Origin of the sequence: Sorangium sp. So ce406, from assembly GCF_051474675.1 — a bacterium.
Taxonomy (GTDB): domain Bacteria; phylum Myxococcota_A; class Polyangia; order Polyangiales; family Polyangiaceae; genus Sorangium; species Sorangium cellulosum_G.
Window position 1 is genome coordinate 4188580 of record NZ_CP150340.1, and the last position, 22742, is coordinate 4211321.

At 73.4% G+C, this 22742-nt stretch carries 15 protein-coding genes; 11 read left to right on the top strand and 4 right to left on the bottom strand.

Annotated elements, in window-relative coordinates; translation table 11 throughout:
- Position 1 precedes the first annotated feature (1 nt).
- Positions 2-1078: an MJ1255/VC2487 family glycosyltransferase gene (locus WME96_RS15525; RefSeq protein ID WP_433936246.1), complete on the bottom strand. Its 1077-nt coding sequence runs from the start codon at positions 1076-1078 to the stop codon at positions 2-4.
- On the opposite strand from WME96_RS15525, the gene WME96_RS15530 reads away from it, so the two are divergent.
- The 9 genes from WME96_RS15530 (at position 1077) to WME96_RS15570 (ending at position 16068) form a co-directional block, all read left to right on the top strand.
- On the top strand, positions 1077-2111 hold the full coding sequence (locus WME96_RS15530) for a hypothetical protein (protein WP_437290886.1): 1035 nt from the start codon (positions 1077-1079) through the stop codon (positions 2109-2111). The two genes, WME96_RS15525 and WME96_RS15530, sit on opposite strands and share 2 nt — an antisense overlap.
- A 708-nt stretch (positions 2112-2819) precedes the next feature.
- The gene (locus WME96_RS15535) at positions 2820-4121 is read left to right on the top strand and encodes a DUF1566 domain-containing protein (RefSeq protein WP_437290887.1); all 1302 of its coding nucleotides are present in this window, start codon (positions 2820-2822) and stop codon (positions 4119-4121) included.
- Positions 4122-4322: 201 nt separating this feature from the next.
- Complete coding sequence (locus WME96_RS15540) at positions 4323-5819, top strand: YkgJ family cysteine cluster protein (protein ID WP_437290888.1); 1497 nt, start codon at positions 4323-4325, stop codon at positions 5817-5819.
- A 52-nt stretch (positions 5820-5871) separates the two neighbouring features.
- Entirely contained in the window at positions 5872-6903 is a 1032-nt protein-coding gene (locus WME96_RS15545) for a DUF2169 family type VI secretion system accessory protein (protein WP_437290889.1), read from the top strand.
- Positions 6900-7955: a beta-ketoacyl synthase N-terminal-like domain-containing protein gene (locus WME96_RS15550; RefSeq protein ID WP_437290890.1), complete on the top strand. Its 1056-nt coding sequence runs from the start codon at positions 6900-6902 to the stop codon at positions 7953-7955. Before WME96_RS15545 ends, WME96_RS15550 begins: the two co-directional genes overlap by 4 nt.
- A gap of 202 nt (positions 7956-8157) precedes the next feature.
- On the top strand, positions 8158-10383 hold the full coding sequence (locus WME96_RS15555) for a type VI secretion system Vgr family protein (RefSeq protein ID WP_437290891.1): 2226 nt from the start codon (positions 8158-8160) through the stop codon (positions 10381-10383).
- Positions 10384-10410: 27 nt separating this feature from the next.
- On the top strand, positions 10411-12684 hold the full coding sequence (locus WME96_RS15560; protein ID WP_437290892.1) for a type VI secretion system Vgr family protein: 2274 nt from the start codon (positions 10411-10413) through the stop codon (positions 12682-12684).
- A 16-nt stretch (positions 12685-12700) separates the two neighbouring features.
- Complete coding sequence (locus tag WME96_RS15565; protein ID WP_437290893.1) at positions 12701-15487, top strand: type VI secretion system Vgr family protein; 2787 nt, start codon at positions 12701-12703, stop codon at positions 15485-15487.
- On the top strand, positions 15487-16068 hold the full coding sequence (locus WME96_RS15570) for a hypothetical protein (RefSeq protein WP_437290894.1): 582 nt from the start codon (positions 15487-15489) through the stop codon (positions 16066-16068). The genes WME96_RS15565 and WME96_RS15570 overlap by 1 nt, the downstream gene beginning before the upstream one ends.
- A gap of 33 nt (positions 16069-16101) precedes the next feature.
- Here the strand turns inward: WME96_RS15570 and WME96_RS15575 are convergent, their stop codons facing one another.
- Positions 16102-17619: a hypothetical protein gene (locus tag WME96_RS15575; protein WP_437290895.1), complete on the bottom strand. Its 1518-nt coding sequence runs from the start codon at positions 17617-17619 to the stop codon at positions 16102-16104.
- Positions 17620-17697: 78 nt separating this feature from the next.
- Entirely contained in the window at positions 17698-18132 is a 435-nt protein-coding gene (locus WME96_RS15580; RefSeq protein WP_437290896.1) for a hypothetical protein, read from the bottom strand.
- A 64-nt stretch (positions 18133-18196) separates the two neighbouring features.
- Between WME96_RS15580 and WME96_RS15585 the strand changes: the two genes are divergently transcribed.
- A complete protein-coding gene (locus WME96_RS15585; protein ID WP_437290897.1) occupies positions 18197-20308 on the top strand; it encodes a hypothetical protein in 2112 nt (703 codons plus the stop codon).
- Between the two features lie 123 nt (positions 20309-20431).
- Positions 20432-21490, top strand: coding sequence for a PEGA domain-containing protein (locus tag WME96_RS15590; protein WP_437290898.1), 1059 nt, complete (start codon positions 20432-20434; stop codon positions 21488-21490).
- A 73-nt stretch (positions 21491-21563) separates the two neighbouring features.
- Here WME96_RS15590 and WME96_RS15595 read toward each other — a convergent pair whose 3' ends face one another.
- Entirely contained in the window at positions 21564-22739 is a 1176-nt protein-coding gene (locus tag WME96_RS15595; RefSeq protein ID WP_437290899.1) for a hypothetical protein, read from the bottom strand.
- Between the last annotated feature and the right edge of the window lie 3 nt (positions 22740-22742).

A 22742-nucleotide genomic window follows, 5' to 3' on the forward strand; every position in this document is an offset into this window, starting at 1 on the left:
CTCAGAGCACGCCGGCGAGCGCGCGGTCGAGCAGGCCGTCCATCACCTCGAACAGCTGCCGGTTGCCGTCCTGGGAGTAGCCCGCGAGCTTCTCCTCGCAGGCGGGGATGGCCTTCACGAAATCGAGGATGACCGCCGGGTCGTCCAGCGAGTCGGCGGCGCGGCCGAACCCCTCGCGCTCGAGGTAGCGGGCGTTGAGCACCTGCTCGAACTGGCGCCCGAGGGGGACGGCGAGCATCGGCTTGCGCAGGTAGACGGCCTCGCCCATCAGCGTGAACCCGCCCCCGGCGATGACGGCGCGGCACGAGGCGAGATCGTCGATGAAGCCGTCTTCGCTGAAGGGGCGGTAGCGCAGGTTCCCCTCGACCTGCTCCTCCTGGATGTTCCGGCGCATCCCGTAGATGCGGCACTCGAGCCCGGTCCTCGCGAGCGTCTCCGAGAGCGCGTCGTTCCCCTCGGCGGTCTGGTAGACGAGCAGGTGCTCCCCGGGGCGGCGGTTCGCCGCGATGATCTCGGGGCGGAGGATCGGCGGCACCAGCGTGGTGTCCTGCTTGCGGACCGGGGGGCGGAAGAACGTGGCGATGACGTAGTGTTTGCAGAACGGCAGCTTGCTCTTCACGAACGCGCGCGTGATCTGGAACTCCGCCTCGTGGCCGGCGAGGATCTCCGGGCCGTGCGTGCACCGGTTGATGATCTGCATGTTGTCGACCGACAGGATCGGCAGCCGGTGGAGCTTGGCGTAGAGGTACGTCCACGACTCGAAGTCGCTGACGGTGAGCTCGGGGCGAAAGTCCTTGATGAGCTCGAAGTACGCGGCGATGTTCCTCGGGATGCCCGTCGCGCCGGAGAGCACGTTGGACCAGAGCGTCTTGCCGCGCCGGACCCGGTTCTCCTCGTAGATCATGTGGAGCCCGTGGATGCGGTTCACCCCTGCGAAGCGCTTCGACAGGAAGTCGGTCGCGCGGCCCGACGCCATGATCTCGAGCTCGTGTCCCTGCGCGAGCAGGTGTTCGATCACGACGCGCGAGCGCATGGCGTGCCCCATCCCTTCGCCGACGACGCCATAGAGGATCTTCATGACGCGCGAGTGTAGCGGGGGCGACCCCGTCTCCGGAAGGGATCGGCGGCGGATCTGGAGCGAGCTCTTGCCGCTCGAGGTGGTGCGCGCCCCGCGGACGCTCGCGCTCTTGCGGCGCCACGGCCTGGAGCTCTCGGTCGCCGTGCGGCCGGAGACGGCGGCCGGGCTGCCCGATCTCGCGGTGGCGTGCGCGGACGCCGGGGTGGCGGTCGCGGTGTGGCCGATGATCGAGGACGAGGCCGGGCGCTGGGCGAGCGCGGGCAACGCGGCGGCGTTCGGCGCGTTCGTCGCGCGGCTGCTCGACGCGCTCGACGCCCGCGGCCTCGCCGCCGCGGAGGTCGTGTTCGATCTCGAGCCGCCGATCGAGGACGTGCGCCGTGCGCTCGCGGGCGGCCGCGGCGCGCTCGATCTGCTCCGCGGCGGGCGCGCGGGGGTGAGCCCGCGGTGGCGCGACGCGGAGGGCGCCTATGCCGGGATGGCCGCGGCGCTGCACGCGCGCGGCGTGGCCACCTCGGCGGCGATCGTGCCGCTCGTCCTGGCCGACGGGCCGTCGCGCGGCTGGGAGCGCCTCCTCGGGACGCCCGTGTCGGCGCCGCCGTGGGGGCGCGTCGGCGCGATGCTCTACACGTCGCTGCTGGAGGGCTACTCGCGGGGCGCGCTCGGCCGGGCGGATGCCGTCGCGCTGCTCGCCTCCGGGTGCCGCGCCGCGGTGCGGCGGTTCGGCTCGAGGGCGGGCGTCTCGCTGGGCGCGGTCGGCGCGGGCGCGCTCGGCGACGAGCCGGTCTACCGGTCGCCCGACGAGCTACGCGAGGACGTCGCGGTCGCGGTGGCGGCCGGCGTCCCGGATCTCGCGCTGTTCGACCTCGGCGGCGTGCTGGCGCGTCCCCCGGCCGAAGCCTGGCTGGAGGCGTTCGTGTCCCCGCCGATCGACGCGCGCCTCCCCCGGTCGACGCTGCGCGCTCGCGGCGTGGCCGCGGCCGCCGCGCTCGTCGGGCGGGCGGCCGGCCGCGCGCGCCGGAGCGATCAGCCGTGATGTGACTTGCCCTGGCCGCGGTAGCGCTTCCAGTGATGTCGCTTGTTCTTGTTCTTCGGTCTGCTGTTGCTGGAGCCGCCGATAGACGTCTTCTTGGTGGACAACGACATGCGCGCTTCATGGCGCCGGGACGGAGCGAGCGAAAGGGGGCCCGGACGGCACGAAGCTCGAGAGATTCTTGTCGTTCTTGATCAGGTTGCTCGAGCCCCTCGGACCCAATCACCAGAGTCTCGAACCGCCTGCGCTTTGTCGGCTGGTTGAAGATTTGGCAGCGCACGAGAACGCGCGCTCGTCCTGTCGACCACGCCGGGTCGGTGTGCCTGCGGAAAGCGCGCCAGTCCTGCGACTCCGCGCCGCGCAGAGGTGTTGAGGTGCGATCGGTCACGATGAGAAATGAATCCTTCTTCCGGTGCGCGCATTGACGTTGGTTGCGTATCGTGTGATAGGCTGGTGCGATTCGAACTGGTTTATCTTGAGCGCCGTTGTCGCGTCCCTGAGGTTCGTTCTTGATCCCGTGATGGGAAAGAATTTGAACCACAGAGGCACAGAGGGCACAGAGGGAAGAGAAGATAAGAATTTTTCTCTTTCTCTTCTGCCCTCTGTGCCCTCTGTGCCTCTGTGGTTCCTTCTCTCTCTCTCTCTCTCTCTCTCGTGATCCATGGACAAACGTCGGCGACGCGGCACCAGCTTGACTTGATGGAGGTTCCTGTGAATCGAAGCAACCGGTGGGTCCTTCGCGCGACCCTGGCGACGTCCACCATGGCCGCGTGCGCCCGCAGCGGAATGGCGCTCGGCTTGGCGCTTGCGGTCGCGGCCTGCTCGACCGCGGGGGACACCGGCGGGAGCGTGGATGCCGGCGATCGCGGCGACGCGCTCACCGAGAGCGCCGCGTCGGGGACGGGCGGCGCGCTCGCGACAGGGGGAGCCTCCGAGGCGGGCGCCGGGGCCAGCGACGCGGGGAGCTCCGGGATCACCGGGAGCGGCGGGGCTGGCGGCGCCGGCGACGCAGGGACCGCGTCGAGCGGCGGCGCGCCGGGCGACGGGGGATCGCCGGGCGCGGGCGGCGGCGGTGCCGGAGCACCCGATACCTGCAGCAGGGCCGCCGCCTGCGGCACGCACAAGTGGGCGTGCTGGCCGATGCCGAACCCCGCGGGCAGCGGCCTGCCCAACCCGGCGAGCTACAGCGATGTCGGAGGGGGCGTGGTGCGCGACAATGTCACGTGCCTCGAATGGCAGCAGAGCCCTCCCTCCGAGGCGTACACGTGGGACCAGGCGATCCGCTATTGCGAGGACCTGACGCTCGGCGGGCACTCCGACTGGCGTCTTCCCACGCGCATCGAGATGACGTCGATCGTGGACTTCACCCGGAGCCCGGCCATCGACACGGCCGCATTCCCGGGCGCGCGGGGGGGATTCCACAAGACGTCCTCCGACTGGATCCTCACGATCCGGCAGGCCGGCGCCGGGGCCGGCCGCGACTATGCCTGGGCCTTCAACATGAGCGACGGGATCGTCAGCAACGCCTACTCCAAGGCGACCGCGGCGAGCCTGCGCTGCGTGCGCGGCGACGGCGAGGGGGAGGCGCCGAGCAGCCCGGCCGTGGCGCCGCCCGATCAGTACGCCGTCGTGTCGGCCGGAGAGGTGATGGATAAGTACACCGGGCTGATCTGGCAACAGGGCTACTCGCCGACCACGATGAGCTGGGCCGACGCGGCGAGCTACTGCGAGACGCTCGGCCTCAACGATCACGCCTGGCGCTTGCCGAGCATCCGGGAGCTGGCGACCCTGGTCGACGAAGCGCAGGTGGCGCCGTCGATCAACCGGGCGATGTTCCCCGACACGCAGTACGGCGCCCGCAGCAACGACTGGTACTGGGGCTCGCACGAGGCCGCGAGGAACGCTCCGGCGGCGTGGGCGCTGAACTTCGACGACGGCTTCACCGGGTTCAACGCCGGCGCCAGCGGCAAGTGGAACTACTTCACGGAAGCGTGGGTGAAGTGCGTGCGCTGAGCGCGCTGTCGCGGGGTCGCGGCCGCCGGCCTGGGGATACGGAGAGAGTTCAACGCCAAGGCGCAAAGGCGCAAGGGTAGAAAAGTGTAAGCATGCTGCATTTGCGTCCTTGCGCATCTGGCGTCGTTGCGTTGACCCGCTCTCCGCTCCGCAAAGCAGATCCCTGGCGTGATTCCTGGCCCACGGCACTAGCGTGTGCGGGTGAGCCCGAACGCCCTGCCAGCCCGCCCCCGCCTCGCCGCCCACGTGCTCGCGCGGCGCCACCTGGTCGGCGAGGAGGAGCGCATCCTCCTGCACGACCTCCGCACCGGCGAGCTGCTCCAGCTCGGTCCGCGCGAGTGGGTCCTGCTCTCCGCGGCCGACGGCACCCGCGACGTCGAGGGCATCGTGATCGCGGCCGCCCGCGAGGGCGCGCCCGCGCGCGTCCCGGCGGCGCAGGCCTTCTTCGCGCAGCTCCACGCCGCGGGCCTGCTCGGGGCCGAGGACGCCGGCGAGGACGCGGCGTCCGCGGCGCCCAGGGCCTCCGCGCTGCCCGCGGCGCCCGCGCTGCCCGCGGCGCCCGCGCTCGACCCGACGGCGCGCGACCCCCGCGAGCGCCCGCTCGAGGTGCTGCCCGATTTCAGCCTCCACTGCGACGGCAGCGGGAGCTGCTGCCGCATCTACGCCTCGATCCTCTTCGATCCCGAGGAGGCCGCGCGGGCGCGGGCGCTGCGGCCCGAGGTGCTGAGCGGCGGCGCGCGGCACGAGCGCGCCTTCACGCCGGAGCGCGGGGCGTGGCCGTCCGCGGCGTCCGTGGTGGCGATGCGGGACGGCCGGTGCGCCTACCTGGAGGGCGAGGGCGGCGCGGGGCGCTGCTCGCTCCACGCGGCCGGTGGGCCCGCGGCGAAGCCGCTCGGGTGCCGCACGTTCCCGACCAGCTTCATCGACGACGGCGAGTCGATCCGGATCTCGGTCTCCGTGGAGTGCGCCTGCGTGCTGGCCAGCGTGGGCCGCCCCGGCGGCGCGCCGCTGATCGACCCGCGGCTGCGCGCGCGGGGCGATCTCGACGACCGCATCGACGTCGCGGCGCTCCCCGACCGCGCGGAGGTGGCGCTCGGCGCGACCGCCCCCCGGGCCGAGCTCGTCGCGTGGTCGCGCCGCCTCGCCGCGGCGGCGCCGCCGCCCGACGTCGCCGCGGGCCTCTCCTCGCTCGCCGCCGCCATCGAGGTCGAGGGCCTCACGGAAGACGCCATCGCGCGCTTCGAGCGGCCCGACCCGCTGGAGCCGGCGGCGCTCGGGCCCTGGCTCGCCGCGCTCCACCGGAGGGCCGCGCGGCGGGCGCGCGAGGACGCCGCCTGGCGGAGCGAGCGGGACCTCGCCCGGAGGGCCACGCAGTGGATCGCCGCCGCGACCTTCGCCCTGGCCGACCCCGACCTGCTCGCCGCGCTGCTCCTGGCGCCCCCGCGCGCCCCCGACCGCGAGCGCTTCTACCTGCGCGCGGCGCTCCACGGCCACCGCCTGCTCGGCGCGCTGCCGCTCTCGCTCGCGCTGCGCGATCGCGCGGCGCGGCTCGTCGTGGCCCGGGCGCTGCCGCTCATCTGCGCCGAGGCGGGCGCGGACGGCGACCCCGCCTGCGCCGAGCCGATCGCGCTCGTCGAGGCGATGCTGCGCGGCCACGGCCTCGACGCTTACGCCGCCGACATGGCGCGGGCGTCGTGATCGCGCTGGCCCGAGAGACATCTCGCCCGATCTTGTCGATAATGCGCCCGCGATGGACCAGCCGCCGCTCGACAACAAGACGGATTTCGCCGCGCACCCGCAGCTCCTCGTCGATCGGGACGGCGAGAAGCTGGTCACGATCGTGAAGGCGAGCTTCGAGCTCCAGGAGGACGGCGGCTTCGAGCTCGCGCCGCCCGAGCGCACGCGCGCGATCCGGTTCGCCGACCTGCCGTGGGAAAAGGAGAAGCCCGAGAGCGTCGCCTACCCGGCCGACATCTGCCTGTTCAAGCCGGCCACCGACGTGATCTTCGTGGCCAGGGCGTACGCGCCGAACGGCAAGCCGGCGCCCTCGTTCGACGTGCGCGTCGAGGTCGGCCCGCTCAGGAAGTCGCTCGTCGTGTTCGGCAGGCGCCTCTGGGTGGACAAGGGCGCCGCGCTCACCGCGCCGGGGCCGATCGAGCAGATCGACATGCGCTACGAACACGCCTGGGGCGGCAGGGACGACGAGGACCCCGCGGCGATCCTCGAGGAGCCGCGCAACCCGATCGGCACGGGCGTCACGCGCGCGCCGGCCTCGCTCACCCACCAGCCGGCGCCGAGCATCGAGGACCCGTCGTTCCCGATCCGGACCGCGAAGTCCGCGCCGCCGCCCGCCGGGATCGGCCCGATCGGCCGGCACTGGGAGCCGCGCCGCAGGTACGCGGGGACGTACGACCGGACCTGGCAGGAGCTCCGCGCGCCGCTCCTGCCCGAGGACTTCGACCACCGCTACAACCTGTGCGCCTCGCCCGGCCTGATCGCGGATCCGCCGCTCGCCGGCGGCGAGCCGGTGCGGGTGCTCAACCTCACGCCCGAGGGGGCGCTCAGCTTCGAGCTCCCGAGGGTGCAGGTGGAGATCGAGTTCCAGGTGAAGGACCGCCCGCCGGCCGCCTTCGCGCCCCACCTCGACACGGTGCTCGTCGACCTCTACGCCACCGGCCCGCAGAAGCCGGTGGCCGTGGAGATGGTCTGGCGCGCGCACGTCAAGGCGCCCCGGCGGATGAAGGATGCGCGCGTCGTCGTGCGCGAGCGGGGGCGCGCGTGAGGCCCCTCGCCGTCCTGGTCGCCGCGGGCGCTGTCACGCCCGTCGGGCTGCGGTCGATCGACACCGCCTTCTCGCACCGCGCCGCCGCGGCCGCGATGCGCGAGGCGCCGCTCCTCGACGCGAAGGGGGAGCCGGTCACGATGTGCTTCCTCCCCACGCTCGATCCGCTCGCCACCGGCGCGCCGCGCGCCGCCCTGCTCGGGGCCCGCGCGCTCGGCGAGGCGCTCGAGAAGCTCGGCCCCGCCGCGCGCGGGCTGCGGATGCAGATGGCCCTGTGCCTGGACGAGCACCTCGGGCAGCGGCAGCCCGGGGGCGAGGTCCCGGCGCAGCGGCTCGCCGCCGAGCTCGCCGCGCGCGCGGAGGCGCACGCGCCCGGCATCTCGGTCAAGGTCGCCACGCGCGGCCCGGCCGGGCCGGGGTTCCTGCTGCCGGAGCTGTGCGACGCGCTCGCGCGCGGCGCGATCGACGCGGCGCTGCTCGGCGGGGTGCACACCGACTACGATCCCGCGCGCATCGCCGCGCTCGACGCCGCGGGCCGGATCTTCCGGCCCGACAACCTCGACGCGCTGATCCCCGGCGAGTGCGCGGCGTTCGTGGTGCTGATGCGCCCCGACGTCGCGCGCCGCGCCCAGCTCCGCGACCAGGGGCAGATCGTCGGCCTCGCCACAGCGCACGAGCGGGCCCGCCCGGACAACGACGAATCGGCGTTCCAGGCCTCGGGCCTCACCGCCGCGCTCCGCACCGCGCTCGCGCCGCTGTCCGAGCGCGGGCTGCGCGCCGGCTGGATGCTCACCGATCTCACCTTCGAGACGTTCCGCCATTTCGAGCTCCAGGCCGCCTCGGTGCGCACGCAGCAGCTCTTCTGCGATCCGCAGCAGGTCGAGAGCCCCGCGCAGCGGATAGGCCACCTCGGCGCCGCGGCCATGCCGCTGCACCTCAGCATCGCGTCCGAGGCGTTCGCGCGCGGCTTCGCGCCGCACCCCTGCGCGGTCTCCCTCGCCGGCAGCGACGGCGGGGAGCGCGCGGCGATGGTCGTCGTCGCGCCGGGCTGACGCCGTACAGCGAGCGCCCCGCCGCTTTTCGGCCGCGATTGCGGCGCCATTCCGACGCTGGCGCGGGCGCGCGCAGCAATCCGTCGCCCGCCGTGAGCGCCGCAAAATTCGGCTCCCACGCCCGACGAAATTCCGCTCCCACGCCGCTTTCGCCGCGTCCGCGGGGCTTGGCGCCGCACGCCGATCGCCTACCATGCCCCGAATGGCCGCCACCTTCGCCACCTTCTCCCTCGAGGGCGACAACCTCCCCGCGGACATCGCCGTCACCCGATTCGAGGCCGTCGAGGGGGTGTCCACCCCGTACGCGGTCGACGTGCGCTTCTCGACGGTGGACACCGCCTTCCGGGTCGAGGACTGCCTGCGCAGCCGCCTCTGCCTGCGGGTCATCGACACCTCTGGCGCGCAGCGGCTGTTCGACGGCATCGTCGACCGCGCCGGCTTCGCCCGCGTCGCGGGCGAAGGGCGCCAGTTCGACGTCCGCCTGCGGCCCGCGCTCGCGGCGCTCGCGCACCGCGAGGGGTCCCGCATCTTCCAGGAGAAGAGCATCGTCCAGGTGGTGCAGACCGTCTTCGAGGAGGCGGGCTTCGGCGACAAGGTCGAGTGGCGGAACGCGAAGGAATACGAGGCGCGCGAGTTCATCGTCCAGTACCGCGAGTCGCACCTCAACTTCGTCTCACGCCTGCTCGAGGACAACGGCCTCTTCTACTACTTCCGGCACGAGGTCTCCGGACACACGATGATCATCACCGACGATCCCTCCTCGTTCGAGGTGGAGGAGGGGACGCCGGTGATCTTCCGCATGGCGCAGGGCGGCCTGCCCGGCAGCCAGCCGCTCGCGAAGCTCACGAGGACGCGCGCCCTGCGCACGAGCAGCGTCCACCTGCGGGACTACGATTTCGAGAAGCCCGCCGTGAAGCCCGAGTCCGCGCTGCCCCGCAAGGAGGCCATCGAGCTGCCCTATTTCGAGTACCCCGGCGGCTTCACCAAGGGGAGCGTGGGCGGGCGCCGCGCCGACGCCCGCATGCGCGAGCTCTCCGCCGACGCCGACGTGTGCGAGGGCGAGAGCCGCGCGGCGGGCCTCAAGGTGGGCGAGCCGTTCCTCGTCGAGGGCGCCGCCGAGCCGTGCCTCAACGGCCAGTTCGTGGTCACCCAGCTGGTCTCGCGCGGCAACCAGACGCTCACCGGGGGAGAGACGAACTACGACGTCGAGAACCATTTCCGCGGCATCCCCAAGGGCGCGCCCTTCGCGGCCGAGCGCCGCGCGCGCCGGCCGCGCATCCGCGGCATCCAGACGGCGGTCGTCACGGGGTCGAGCACCCAGGAGCAGGCGATCCACGTCGACAACTACGGCCGCATCAAGGTGCGCTTCTTCTGGGACCGGCAGGGCCAGCAGGACCACACCGCGAGCTGCTGGCTGCGCGTCTCGCAGCTCGCGATGGGCGGCTCGATGATCCTCCCCCGCGTCGGCTGGGAGGTCTCCGTCGCCTTCCTCGACGGCGACCCGGACCGGCCGCTCGCCCTCGGGCGCACCTACAACGCGGAGAAGACGCCGCCGCAGTCGCTCCCCGCCGCCAAGGCGTCCGGCTCTCTCAAGAGCATGTCGTCGCCGGGCGCAGGCGGCCATAACGAGATCGGCATGTCCGACAGCTCCGGGAGCCAGGGCTTCGGCGTCCACGCCCAGAAGGACCTCAACGTCACCGTCAGGAACGACAAGGTCGATGAGGTCGCGGTCAACGAGGAGAACCACATCAGCGTGAACGGCTCCCGCTCGGTCAAGGTCGACGAGTCGATCACCGTGTCCGGGAATCAATCGCTCGACGTCGGCGCGGTGCTCTCCCACAAGATCACGGGCAACCAGAGCATCTCGATCGGCGGCAACGACACGACCAACGCGATCAGCAATCACGTCGAGAAGATCACGGGCAACCGCTCCTATACGGTGAGCGGGAACCAGATCACGATATCGAACGGTATCGAGCAGTCGATCACCGGCGACATGAGCCGCAAGGTCGGCGCGGTGCAGATCGCCGGCAGCCTCGCCTCGATCAACGACAACGTCCTCGGCGGGATGGCGGAGACGGTCGGCGCCGTGAAGGCGCAGATCATCAACGGGAGCCACGGAGAGCAGATCACCGCCAACAAGGATCAGACCTCCCTCGCCGCCGAGCTCCACCTGACCAAGGGCTCGATCTCTCAGGTGGCGACCGGCGTCACCAACCTGGTGGGCGGCCTGCATTACCAGAAGCTGAACGGCGATCTGGTCGTCCAGGCGCCGCTCATCACGCTCCTCGGCGCCGTCGGCTCGTTCAAGGGCGGCGGCAGCGAGCTCAAGCTCGGCGGCGGACCCGTCGTGATCAAGGGGACCAAGATCGCGGTGAAGGGCGCCCTCGTCGTCAAGATGGGCGCGTCGATGAAGCTCGGATCGTGAGGTCCGCGGGCGCTAGTGAGGTGAAGAGTGGCTGAACAACATATCCTCGCGATCCCCTCCGTCAGCGTCGAGGGCAAGGTCTACCGGGTGCTGCGGTTCGAGCTCACCGAGCAGCTCTCGGAGCTCACCCGCCTCGAGTGCGAGCTGCTCGACGACGAGGCGGCGCTGCCGCGGCCGAAGGACGTCCTCGACAAGCGCGCGGTGTTCACGCTCACGCGCAGCGACGACACGCAGACCCGCACCTTCGCGGGCACCATCGTGGCGGCCGAGCTCCTGCCCGACAGCGACGACGTGCCCACGCTGCGGATCGAGGTCGCGCCGGCGCTCTGGAACCTCGGGCAGCGCGCCGACTGCCGGATCTTCCAGGAGAAGAGCGCGGTCGACATCGTGAAGGAGGTCCTGGAGGGCGCGGGCGTGCCCGCGGGCCAGCAGGACTGGCGCCTGGCCGAGCCGCACCCCGCGCGCGTCTACACCGTCCAGTACCGGGAGCGGGATCTCGATTTCATCCACCGCCTCCTCGCCGAGGAGGGGATCTACTTCGCGATCCACGTGAAGGACGAGCAGGACGTGCTCGTCTTCAGCGATTCGCCGACCGGCCTCGAGGACATCGAGGGCGCGACCACGCTCCCGTTCTACCAGGACTTCGGCGTCGACGGCTTCGCCGATCGCGTCGTCCGCCTCTCGCGGGAGGTCTCGGTGCGGAGCGACAAGGTGTTCGTCCGCGATTACAACCCCGAGAAGCCCTCGCTCAAGCTGGAGGCGTCGGCCGAGGGGAGCGATCCCGGGTCGCACGTGCTCGAGATCTACGAGTACCCCGCGCGCACCGCCGACGTGAGCGCGGCGGAGCGGCTCGCGAAGGTGCTGCTCGACGCGGTGCAGGCCGAGCGCGACGTCGTGCATGGCGAGACCGGCTCGCTCGCGCTGCTCCCGGGCCGGCGCTTCTCGGTGGAGGGCCACCCCTACGACCCGCTCAACCAGGAGTACCTCGTGGTCCGCGCGCGCATTGCCGGCAGCCGCCCGCGGAACTTCGAGCTCGCGGGCCGCGCGGGCGCGGACGGCGGCGCGCGCGACCTCCGCATGGCCTGCGAGTTCTGGGGCGTGCCCACCGGGACCACGCGCTACCGGCCGCCGCGGCGCGCCCGCGAGCAGGTCATCCCGGGCGCGCAGACGGCGATCACCACCGGCCCGTCGGGGCAGGAGATCCACACGGACGCGAGCGGCCAGGTGAAGGTCTCCTTCCACTGGGATCGCTCCGGCAAGAAGGACGACACGTCGAGCCGCTGGATCCGCACGAGCCAGGTGCCGACCGGGGGCTCGATGCTGCTGCCGCGCGTCGGCTGGGAGGTCACGGTGCGCCACCTCGAGGGCGACGCCGACCGGCCCTTCGTGCTGGGCCGCATGTACAACGCGCTCACGCCGCCGCCCTACGCGCTGCCGAAGGAGGCCGGGAAGAGCTCCCTCCAGACCGCGACGACGCCGGGCGGGGGCAGCTCCAACGAGCTCAGGATGTCGGACGCGAAGGGCGCCGAGGAGATGTTCATCAACGCCTCGAAGGACATGTCCACCGAGGTGAAGAACAACGCGACCGAGTCGATCGGCAACAACCACGCGAAGAAGATCGGCGCGGATCAGTCGACGAACGTCACGAACAGCATGACGAGCAGCGTCGGCTCGAACCAGAAGATCTCGGTCTCGGGCAACCAGGCGATGAAGGTCGAGACCTTCCACGTGGACGACATCGGCGGCGACCACAAGCTCGCGATCGGCGGCAACCGCGACATGAAGGTCGGCGGCGATCACAAGCGCGACGTCACCGGCGACAGCGCGCTCACCGTCTCCGGCAACCAGATCGACCTCGTGGTCGGCTCGGTCACGGACGCGACCCTGGCCGCCTTCAAGCACGAGGTGGGCGCGGCGCTGGTCGAGCTCGCGCTGGGGCACCGCACCGTGACGGTCCAGGGCGACCGGAGCGAGACGGCCACCGGCGCGAAGGTGATCGCGGTCAAGTCCGGGCGCGGCGTCGAGGTCGGCGGATCGATGAACGTGAAGGTCGGCGGTGCGATCGTCAACGTCGCCAACGGCGATCGCGTGGAGAGCTCGCTCGGCACCTACACCGAGCTCGCCGGCGGCGCGCAGATCGTGAAGGCGAACAACGTCGTCTTCGAGGCGACCGGCGCGCTCACGCTGGTCATGGGCGCGTCGATCGTCTCGCTGACACCGGCGAGCGTCGCGATCCTCGGCCTGTCCGCGAAGCTCGACGGCGACGTCGCGGACACCGCCGCGCTGGTACTCGACAACTGAGGAGCAGGAGGCGAACGTGGCACGCCAGACCGTAGCGCACTTCACGATCGAGGATGTCCCGGCGGCCCGGGTGCTCCGCTTCGAGTCGATCCACGAGGCGGGCAGGCCGCTCGTGCTCGACGTCGAGGTCGTCCTCCACATGTACCAGGAGCTCGACGCGATGATCGGGAAGGGGGCGGTGCTCTCCTTCGGCGCGCCCGGCGAGGAGCCGCGCGTCATCGCCGGGACGGTGGAGGCCGCGACGTCGATCGGCTCGACCGAGCTCGGCATGGAGATCATGGGCGCGCGCTACGCGGTGCGCGTCGTCTCCTCGCTCGCGCTGCTCGCGCGCAGCGTCGACTCGCGCATCTTCCAGGAGATGAGCGCCAAGGAGATCGTCGCGCAGGTCCTTGAGGAGCACGGGGTCTCGCGGGTCGAGTGGCGGCTCAGCGGCGACTGTCCGAAGCGCGAGTACTGCGTGCAGTACCAGGAGAGCGCGCTCGTGTTCATCTCGCGGCTCATGGAGCACGAGGGCATCTACAGCTTCGTCGAGGTGGACGCCGAGGGGGAGCTCCTCGTCTTCGACGACGACAGCACCGTCGCCGGGCCGATCTCCGGCGATCCCGCGCTGCCGTTCCGGCGGCGCACCGGCCTGAGCGCGGCCGACGAGCGCGACGCCATCTACGCGATCCGCGAGCGGGAGCGGGTGCGCTCCGGCAAGTTCGTCCTCCGCGACTTCGATTTCAAGCGACCGAAGCTCGACCTCACGGTGACCGCCGCGTCGAGCGAGCGGACGGAGCTCGAGCGGTACGACTACCCGGGCGGCTACTTCGAGCCGAGTGAGGGCGAGCGGCTCGCGCAGATCCGTCTCGAGGAGGAGCAGGTCGAGCGGCGCACCATCGAGATCGACGCCGTGTGCCCGCGCCTCGCGGTCGGCCACAAGCTCACGATCGCGGACGCCGGCGAGCTCGACGGCGAGTACTTCCTGTTCTCGGTGACGCACACCTTCGTCCACGAGGAGGACGGCGAGCGCGAGGGCGCCGCGCCGCGCTCCAGGGCGCGGGCGCGCCTCGTGCCCGCCGACGTGAAGTACCGGCCGCGGCGCATCACGCCGATCCCGGTCATCGAGGGGCCGCAGACGGCGACGGTGGTGGCGCCGGCCGGCTCGCAGCCCGAGGCGATCCACACCGACGAGCACGGCCGGTGCAAGGTCAAGTTCCACTGGGATCGGAGCGACGCTGTCGACGACAAGGCCTCGTGCTGGATGCGCGTCGCGCAGCTCCAGACGTCGGGCTCGATGATGCTCCCCCGCATCGACTGGGAGGTGATCGTCGAGTTCCTCGAGGGGAACCCCGACCGCCCGATCGTCACGGGCCGCCTCTACAACGGCGTCTTCATGCCGCCGTACGCGCTGCCCGAGGGCAAGACGCGCTCGGCGATCCGGACCGCGAGCACGCCGGGCGGCGGCGGCACCAACGAGGTCCGCTTCGAGGACAAGGCGGGCGCCGAGGAGATCATGATGCACGCCCAGCACGACATGAAGACGGCCGCCGCGAACAACGCGAAGAAGAACATCGGCAACAACGAGACCACGGTGATCGGGAACAACGCGTCGCTCGAGGTCGGCGGCAACCAGACGACGAAGATCACGAAGGGCTCGTCGAACACGATCGGCGCCGATCAGACGATCAGCGTGGGCGGCAACCGCACCCTCGAGGTGAACGCGGTGTCGGCGCTCACGGCGAAGGGCAACGCGACGACCACGGTGGGCGGGAACCAGTTCGAGATGGACGGCAACCCGCTCGAGGCGATGCTCGCGCTCGCCGCGCAGGCGGCGGTGCAGTTCGCGAGCGTGATGGCGAACAACGCGATCTCGGCGATCCAGGGGCAGGTCGACGGCGCGATCAACCAGGTGATGGCGCCGATCAACGGGCTCACGCAGCAGGTGCAGGGGGTCGCCGGCGCGATGGGCGCCGTCGCCGGCGGCGACATGAGCCGCATGCCCGGGATGATCGCGGGCGCGTCGGGCATCCCCGGCGCGAGCCAGCTCGCGGCCTCGATGGGCGGAGGAGGTCGCGGCGGTGCTGGCGGCGGCGGCGCTGGCGGCGGCGGCGGCGCTGGCGGCGGCGGCGGCGCTGGCGGCCCTCCGAACATGCTCGCGGCGATCGCCTCGAACGCGGCGCACAACGCGCTCGCCGGCGGGATCTTCGTCCAGCCGGAGGCGCTCGCCTCCGCGCTCGGCATGGACTCGGGCGGCGGGGGCGGCCAGTCGATGGCGAACGCCGCCGGGCCAGAGGGCAACGTCGATGGGGTCGACGCGACCGATCGCGAGAAGGGGCCCGGGCACTCGACCGCGAAGGTCGCGGGCACGCACAAGGAGGACGTCGGGTCGATGAAGGTCCTCGGCGCGGTCAAGGACATCGACAACAACGTGACCGGCAAGAAGACGATCGACGTCGGCGCGGCGACGGTGCAGGTCGCGTTCGGCAGCTATTCGGAGACCGTCACCGGCTCGAAGAACGAGAAGGCGACGGGGCTGGTCGTGCTCAGCAGCGCGGGGGAGAGCGAGACGGTCACCGGCTCGCGCACCGCGATGGTGGGCGGCGCGGTCGTCGACAAGCTCAAGGGGTCGCACGTCGTCCAGGCCGTGGGGCCTGCGACGTTCATCGGGGCGTTCCACAAGGTGGAGGCGAAGGGGGCCATCGTCTTCAAGTGCGGCGCCAGCGAGGTGGTGATCGACGGCGGGGGCGTCACGATCACGTCGCCGCTCGTGGCCTTCCTGGCCCCGAAGATCCAGCTCCCGAAGAAGGTCTCGGAGGTCTGATGGCGGCTCCTTTCGACGGTGGTTCCTGGCCGGCCGGCGCGTCGCGCGCGGTGGAGGAGCTCGATGCCGACCCCGGGGCGGGGGAGGCCTCCGACGCCCCGCGCGTGACCCTGGACGACGTGCTGGCCGAGCCCGCCGCGCCGGCGGCGGCGCCGCTCCCGGCGCCGCAGGCGCAGCCGCTCGGCGCCGCGATGCGGACCGCGCGCGTCGCCTCGATCGCCGGCCGGGCGGCGCAGATCCTCGTGCGGGGCGCGGACGGGCCCATCGAGGCCGAGGTCGCGCCCGAGGTCGACCCCGAGGTGATCGCCGACGCGCGCGCCCGTGGCGACGCCGTGCTCGTCGAGCTCTGCGACGGCGCGCTGCCGCTCATCGTCGGGGCGCTCGCGACGCAGCGGCCGAAGGCGCTTCACCTCAAGGCGGCGACGATCACGATCGAGGGCGAGCAGGAGCTGCTCCTGCGCTCGGGCCGGGGCGCGGTCCGCATCCGCGAGGACGGCGACATCGAGGTGGTGGGCAGCCGCATCAGCGCCGCGTCGCGGGGGCTGTTCCGGATCGTGGGGCGGCTGCTCCGGCTGAACTGACGCCGCGTGCCGGGCGGGCCCTCGGGGCGCGGCTCAGCGCCGCGCGCTCTGTTCGACGAGCGCTTGCCATCGCGCCTTGAGCGCCGGATCGGACTGGAAGCGCTCGTGCCACATCGCGTGGAGCGCGGTCCAGCTCTGCGGGTCCAGCCCGTAATGACCCTGGATCTCGTGGACGTGCGCCGGGTGCTCCCGCACGTCGGCGCAGATGCGCGCGTACTGGGCGAGCGAGATGCGCTCGACGCGCCGTTTCATCTCCGCATCCAGCTCGGGGCGCGCCCCCGCGGCGGACCGCGAGAGCGACGTGTTTGCCGGCGACCCGTCGCCGGAGCTCGGCTGCTGGAACGGCAAGGCCCAGCTCCCGGTCGGCAGCGGGGGCGGCCGTGGCACGGCGTCGTCCCTGCTGGAGGCCCGCGGCGGCGCGGGAGAAGCGGCAGGGCGGGCGAACGGCAGCGCGTTGTCGGCGGGAGGCGAAGGGCTCTGGCGCGAGAAGGGAAGAGCGTTGTCGGCGGGAGGCGAAGGGCTCGGGTGAGAGAAGGGCAGCGCCTTGTCGGCCGCGGGAGGCGTGGCAGGGCGAAAGAAAGGCAATGCGTTATCGGCCGCCGGAGGAGCGACAGGGCGCGAGAAGGGCAATGCGTTGTCGGCCGGAGGAGCGACAGGGCGCGAGAAGGGCAAAGCCTTGTCGGCCGCAGGAGGAGGGTTCGGGCGCGAGAAGGGAAGGGCGTTGTCGGTCGGAGGTACAGGGGCCGTCCGACCGAAGGGCAATGCGCTGTCGGTCGGAGGTCCAGGGACCTTCCGCGAGAAGGGCAGCGCCCTGTCGGCGGGCAACGGGCTCATCGTGCCGGCGTTCGTGGTGTCCATCCTCGCCGCGGTCGCCTCGACCGGGGCTGCGTTCGACGCGCCCTGACGGAAGGGCAGCGCGTCCTGGAGTGGGACAGCCCGCATGTCGAGGAGCGTCACGAAGGCCCGCGGCGCGGTTGGCGGCGGCTCCGGAATCGGCGAGGGCCGAGGTGTACGCGTGGCCGCAGGCAGCGGCGACGGGATGGCCGCAGGCAGCGGCGACGGCGTGCCCGAGGGCAGCGGCGACGGCGTGCCCGAGGGCAGCGGGGACCGATCCATGAGCGGTCGCGCCGCCGGCCCGCTCGCGCTCGATCTCGCCCACGGCGAGCGCGCAGCCTCCTCGTCGCTCACGCCCGCGGCCGCCACCGGCGCCGCCCCGTCCGGGAGCGCGCCCCCCAGCGCCGGGAGGTGCGCCTCGGGCGCCACCGGCATCGGCCCCTCCGGCTTCCTGCGCGCCTCCCGCAGCTTCGCCTGGGCGCGGCGCTTCTGCTCGCCGACGAGCTCCAGGTAGCGCTGGCTCGGGCGGAGCTGCCCCCGCGCGGCCTGCGCGGCGAGCTTCGCCAGCCAGCGCTCCCGCGCCGCCTCCCACGCCTCGACCGAGAGCCCCGCCCCGGCGAGCGCCTCGTCCCGCGGCGCGCCCGCCTCCAGGGCCCCCGCGATCGCGGCGAGCTCCTCGAGCGTGATCGATCGGCTGTTCCCCTCGCTCTCCACCATGCCTCCCCCCAGCATACCCCCGCCGCCGCGCCGCAGCGCGGCCCCGGCGCCGGCCGATCCCGCGGCGCGGCCGTCCCGCTACTTCATCGCCCGCTGGAACCGCGCCATGAGCTCCTCGTCCTCGAGCATCGCCGCGGTCCACCGCTGCTGCGCGCTCAGGTAGTCCTCGAGCGTCAGGTCCAGCCGGCTCAGCACCGTCGCCATGTCGGTGCCCCGCTTCATCGCGCGCGCCGCCTCGAGGAAGCGGTCGAACGACAGCTCGTTCCTCGCGCGGGCGCGCTGGACCCGGGCGAACGTCTCGGCGAAGGCGGCGACCAGCGGCGGCACTTCCACGTCCTCGCCGTCACCGTCATCCGCCTCGGACAGGCGCGCCTGCCAGGCGTCGTCGAGCGCCTCCCAGCGCTCCTCGTCCAGCCCGTGCGCGGCGAGGAGCGCCGCGCGATCGGCGCTCGGGTCCGCAAGCTGGGCGGCCAGCGTCGCGTACGCCTCGAGGTCGTCCGAGGGATCTTGCATCGCGCGGCCAGGCTACCTCAGCGCGCAGCTTGGGGCCTCCTCGGCGCAGGTGTATCCATGGCGCGTGTCCTTCACCTATCTGCCCTTCGTCGCGCCCGGCGGTCAGGAGGGGCAGCCCTCCGCGCCCGCCGGGATGGCCCCGCCCGCCCTCGACCAGCTCGAGCGCGGGCACGCAGCGCTCCGCCGCGCCGCGCGGTCGCTGGAGCACGACGTCGAGCCCGTGATCGACCTGACCGGGCCCGCGCGCGCCCTGGAGCGCGCCGCCGGCGCGATCTACGACGCCTTCGACGGCCGCGCCGACCGCCTGGGCGCCGTGCGCGCTGCCCTGGCGGAAATTGACAGCGCTGCTGTCCCGATCGGCGACGCGGCGGGACTCGACGCGGGCCTCGCGACCGTGGGCGCGCTGCTCCGGGACGCGCGCGGCTGGCTCGAGCACGCCGAGGCGCGGCTCGCCGGCGCGCCGCCCGCGCCGCCGCTCGACCCGCTCCCGATCCTCGCGAGCCGCGATCGGCCGCGGCTGCACGCGGTCCGGCGCGCTTCGCTCGTGCCGAGGCTCAAGGTCCCGGAGCCGCCCCCGGCCGAGCTCGTGGCGAAGCCGCCGCCGCCGATCCCGCGGCCGACGACGTTCGACGAGCTCAAGGCCGCCGTCGCGACGCTGAAGCAGCGCGCGCCCGCGCCCGGCGCGCTCCCCGCGGCGGCGGCGCGGCCGCTCGCGCCGCGCGGGGACGAGCCCGCCGCGCGCCCGGCGCCGCCGCCGGGCTTCGCGCGGGAGATCGGCGCCGCGATCGACGACGTCGCCTTCCTCCGCGGCCGCACCCGCGAGTGCTTCGAGGAGGTCGCGATGGTCGGCATGCAGCGCGCGCCGCTGCTCGGCGATCCGTTCCGCGGGGCGCTGGTTCTCGAGCGGCGCATGCTCGCGGCGATCGACGTGATCGCGGCGATCGGGGCGCCCGCGCTCGAGCACGTGCCGCGGCTCGTGGCCGAGGCCCCGGTGAAGGACCCGAGCCTCGCCTTCGCGAGCGCGATGGTGCTCGGCTGCTTCGCGGGCCGCGACGCGCTGGCAGCGGCCGAGCACGCGCTGCTCCGGAGCGAGCGGGACCGGGCCTTCATCGAGGCGCTCGGCGCCGCGCTGAAGCTCGTCCCGCACGAGCTCCTGCCGCTCGCGCTCCGCAGCCTGCTCCGCGAGCCCGAGCCGCTCCTCCGCGCGATGGCGATCGACGTCCTCGCCTACCGAGGCCTCGCGACCGAGGACGAGCTCGTCGCGGCGGCCTCGGACGAGGCGGCGCCCGTCGCGGCGCGCGCGCTCCACCACCTCGGCTGCGCGCCGAACCAGCGCTTGCCCGAGCTGATCCAGCGGGCGCTCACGTCGGCCGCGGCGGCGGACCCGGAGCTCCGCGAGGCCACCTGGACGGCCATGGCGCTCTCGGACCACCCGCACGCCTCGATCACGCTGCGCGCCGCGATGGAGGCGCCGGAGGGCGGGGACGCGGCGGCGCTCCTGCTCGCGCTTGCGGGCGACGAGGCCGACGCGCGGCACCTCGTCGCGCGCGCCTTCGAGGCGCCGCGCCACGGCCTGATCGTCGCCGTGGGCTGGGCGGGCGCGGCCTCGTCGGTGCCCTTGCTGATCGACCTGCTCGAGGGTGAAGGGGACAAGGCGATGAAGCTCGCTGCCGCCTACGCGCTGGAGAGGATCACCGGCGCCGGCATGTGGGAGGAGGTCGCGGTGGAGGACGACGAGATCGTCGTCGCCGAGCCGCCCGACCCCGACGTGGGTGAGCCGCGCGAGCTCAAGCTCGCGCAGATCGTGAGCGACCCCCGCGACCTGCCCGCGGCGCCGGCGCCAGAGATGGTGGAGCAACCCACGGTGGACGCCGCGCGCTGGCGGGCGTTCTGGATCGAGCGCTGCCAGGGCTGGGATCTGGGCGCGCGGTACCGGCGCGGGCTCCCGTACACGCCCGAGGTCGCGCTCGACGAGCTCGACACGGGCCGGGTGACGCCGGGCGAGCGTCGGTCGATCCAGCGCGAGCTCATCGTCCGCACCGGGCACTTCGTGCGCTTCGATCCGCACGACTTCGTGGTGGACCAGGAGGAGGCGATCGCGGCCTGGCGGTCGATCGCGTCGCGCGCCTCGGGCGCCCCGGGCCGCTGGACGCGGCCGCGCCGACGCGCGGGGTGAGCGCGGCGACATCGACGAGGCGCCGCGCGCCTGGCGCCGCCTCCGCGTCAGGCCGCCGGCCTTGCCGCGCCGCGGCGGCTGGAGCATGGCCTGGGCCGGGCGCTGCGCCCGCCAAGGGGGAGCATGGACCAGGGCGGACTTCGGAAGGGCGGCAGGCAGATCCTCGCGGCTGCGGCGCTGGGCGTCGCCGTGCTCGCGGCGCCTCCGGTGGGGGCGCAGACGAAGGAGGAGCTCGCGGAGGCGCGGGCGCTCTTCCAGGAGGGCGTCGCGCTGAGCGCGGCGAACAACTGCGCCGCGGCGCTCGCGAGGTTCCACGCGGTCGCGAGCGTGCGGCGCACGCCGCAGGTGCTGTTCAACATCGCCGAGTGCGAGGCGCGGCTCGGCAAGCTCGTCTCGGCGCTCGGCAACTACCGCATCGCGGCGGCCGCGGCCGCGGGCGACCCCAGGGCGAACGACGTCACCGCCAACGTGGGCGCGCGCATCGAGGACCTGGAGCAGCGCACCCCGAAGCTCGCGATCCGCCGCGGGCAGGGGGCGCTCACGGCGACGATCCTGCTCGATGGGGCCGCGCTCGGCGCCGCGGAGATGAGCGCCGACATCCCCGTCGACCCCGGGCCGCACGTGGTCTCGGCCAGGATCGGCGACCGCGAGGTGGCGCGAGAGACCGTCACGCTCGCTGAGGGCGAAGAGAAGACCGTGGAGGTCGCGATCGCCGAGCCTCCGGCGGAGCCGCCGCCCGCGGCTCAGGCGCCGGAGCCTCCGCCGGCGGCCGCGCCGGCGCCGGTGGCGCGGCCTTCGCGGGTGCCGGGCCTCGTGGTGCTCGGCGCCGGCATCGCGAGCGGCGCCGTCGGCGGCGTCTTCCTCGGGCTCCGCGCCGGGACGCTGAGCGACCTCGACGCGCTCTGCGGTGGCGACACGAGCTGCCCTCCCTCGGCCAGGCCCACCGCCGATCGCGGCCGGCTCTACACGGGCGTCGCCGAGGTCGCGATCGGGCTCGGCGTCGTCGGCGTGGCCGCGGGGATCGCGCTGCTCGTGACGAACAGCGGCGCCGCGCCCGCCGAGCCGCGCGCGGGCGCCGTCACGAGCCGCCGGAGCGCTGGCGGGGGCGCTGAACGCGCGGCTGTCGTGCTGCACGCGCCCGGCGCCGACCTCGCGGGCCTCAGCGTCGCTGGCCGGTTCTGAGGCCCGGCGCCCGCGTCGCCGCGACAGGCCCGGCGCCCGCAGCGCGGTGACAGGCCCGTCGCCCGCGGGCCGTTCAGCCCTGGCTCTGGCAGCAGAACGTCCTCGGGGCGGCGCCCCGCGCCGCGCCGGTCGCGGTGCCGCCGCTCGGCGCGCACGCGCCCCCGGTGGGCGTGGCCGACGTCACCTTGCGGCCGACGATCGTGGGGTTTCCCTCGACGTTCGCGCACTCCCCAGCGAGGACCTCGACCAGCGGCGTGTCGCACGTGTTCACCTCGGGGTCGGCGTAGAGCGCGATCGTCGTCCGGCACGCCCCGTTCGACGGCTCGCCGCACGCGCAGTCGTCCTCGCAGCCGCGGTCGTCCTCGATCTCGGTGAAGAACACGTGCTTCTCGGTGTACGCGCCCGGCGGGCACGCGTTGTCGCCGTCCTTCGCGATGCAGAGCCCGCCCTCGAACGGCGCGCCCGGCCTGGGAACGCAGACCCGGCCGAGGTTGCAGCCCTGGCCCGGCGGCGCGGCGGGGCACGCGCGCCCGAGCCCCGTCCATCGGGGGGCCGACGCCTCGACCTGCACGGGGCCCGGCGCGCAGCTCCCGCCGGTCGCCTCGAGCGGGGTCGCGGAGACCGAGGCAACGCACGGGTGCGCTTCCCGGGTCGAAAGGCACTCGTTGCCCGGCTCGCAGGCCACCCCGCCGCCGAAGACCCCGTCGGGCCCCGCGCACTCGTCGCGCGTCCAGCCGGGTATGAGGTCCAGGTCCCAGGCGCACACCCACGGCGACCCGCACGGCGCGTCGCTGACGCTGATCTGGATGCTCCCCAGCTCCCCGCACCGCTGCCCCTGCGCCGGGCCGCACGAGCACGTGCAGCGCGCCGGCGGCGCGGAAAGACCCCGGTTGCCGACGAACGGCTGCCCCGCGGCGAACGCGGCAGGACATCCCGGGTCCATCGCGGGCGCCCCGTCGAACAGCGCGAAGTAGCCGCTCCACCCCTCCGGCACCGCCGTCGTGCACACGAAGTCGCCGCAGCCCGGATCGGCGCAGTCGACCAGGCCATCGCCGTCGTCGTCGGCGCCGTTCGAGCAATCCTCCGACCCGGGCCCGCTCGAGCTGCTGCCGCCGCCCCCCGATGGCTCGGGCTCGTCGAAGGTGTAATCGGGATAGAGGCACGCCGCGGGCGACGCGAGGGCGCCGGCAGCACAGAGCCCGACCCAGGCCGCGAGGCGCGCTCCCCGGCCGACAAGACAAGAGCTCACCGA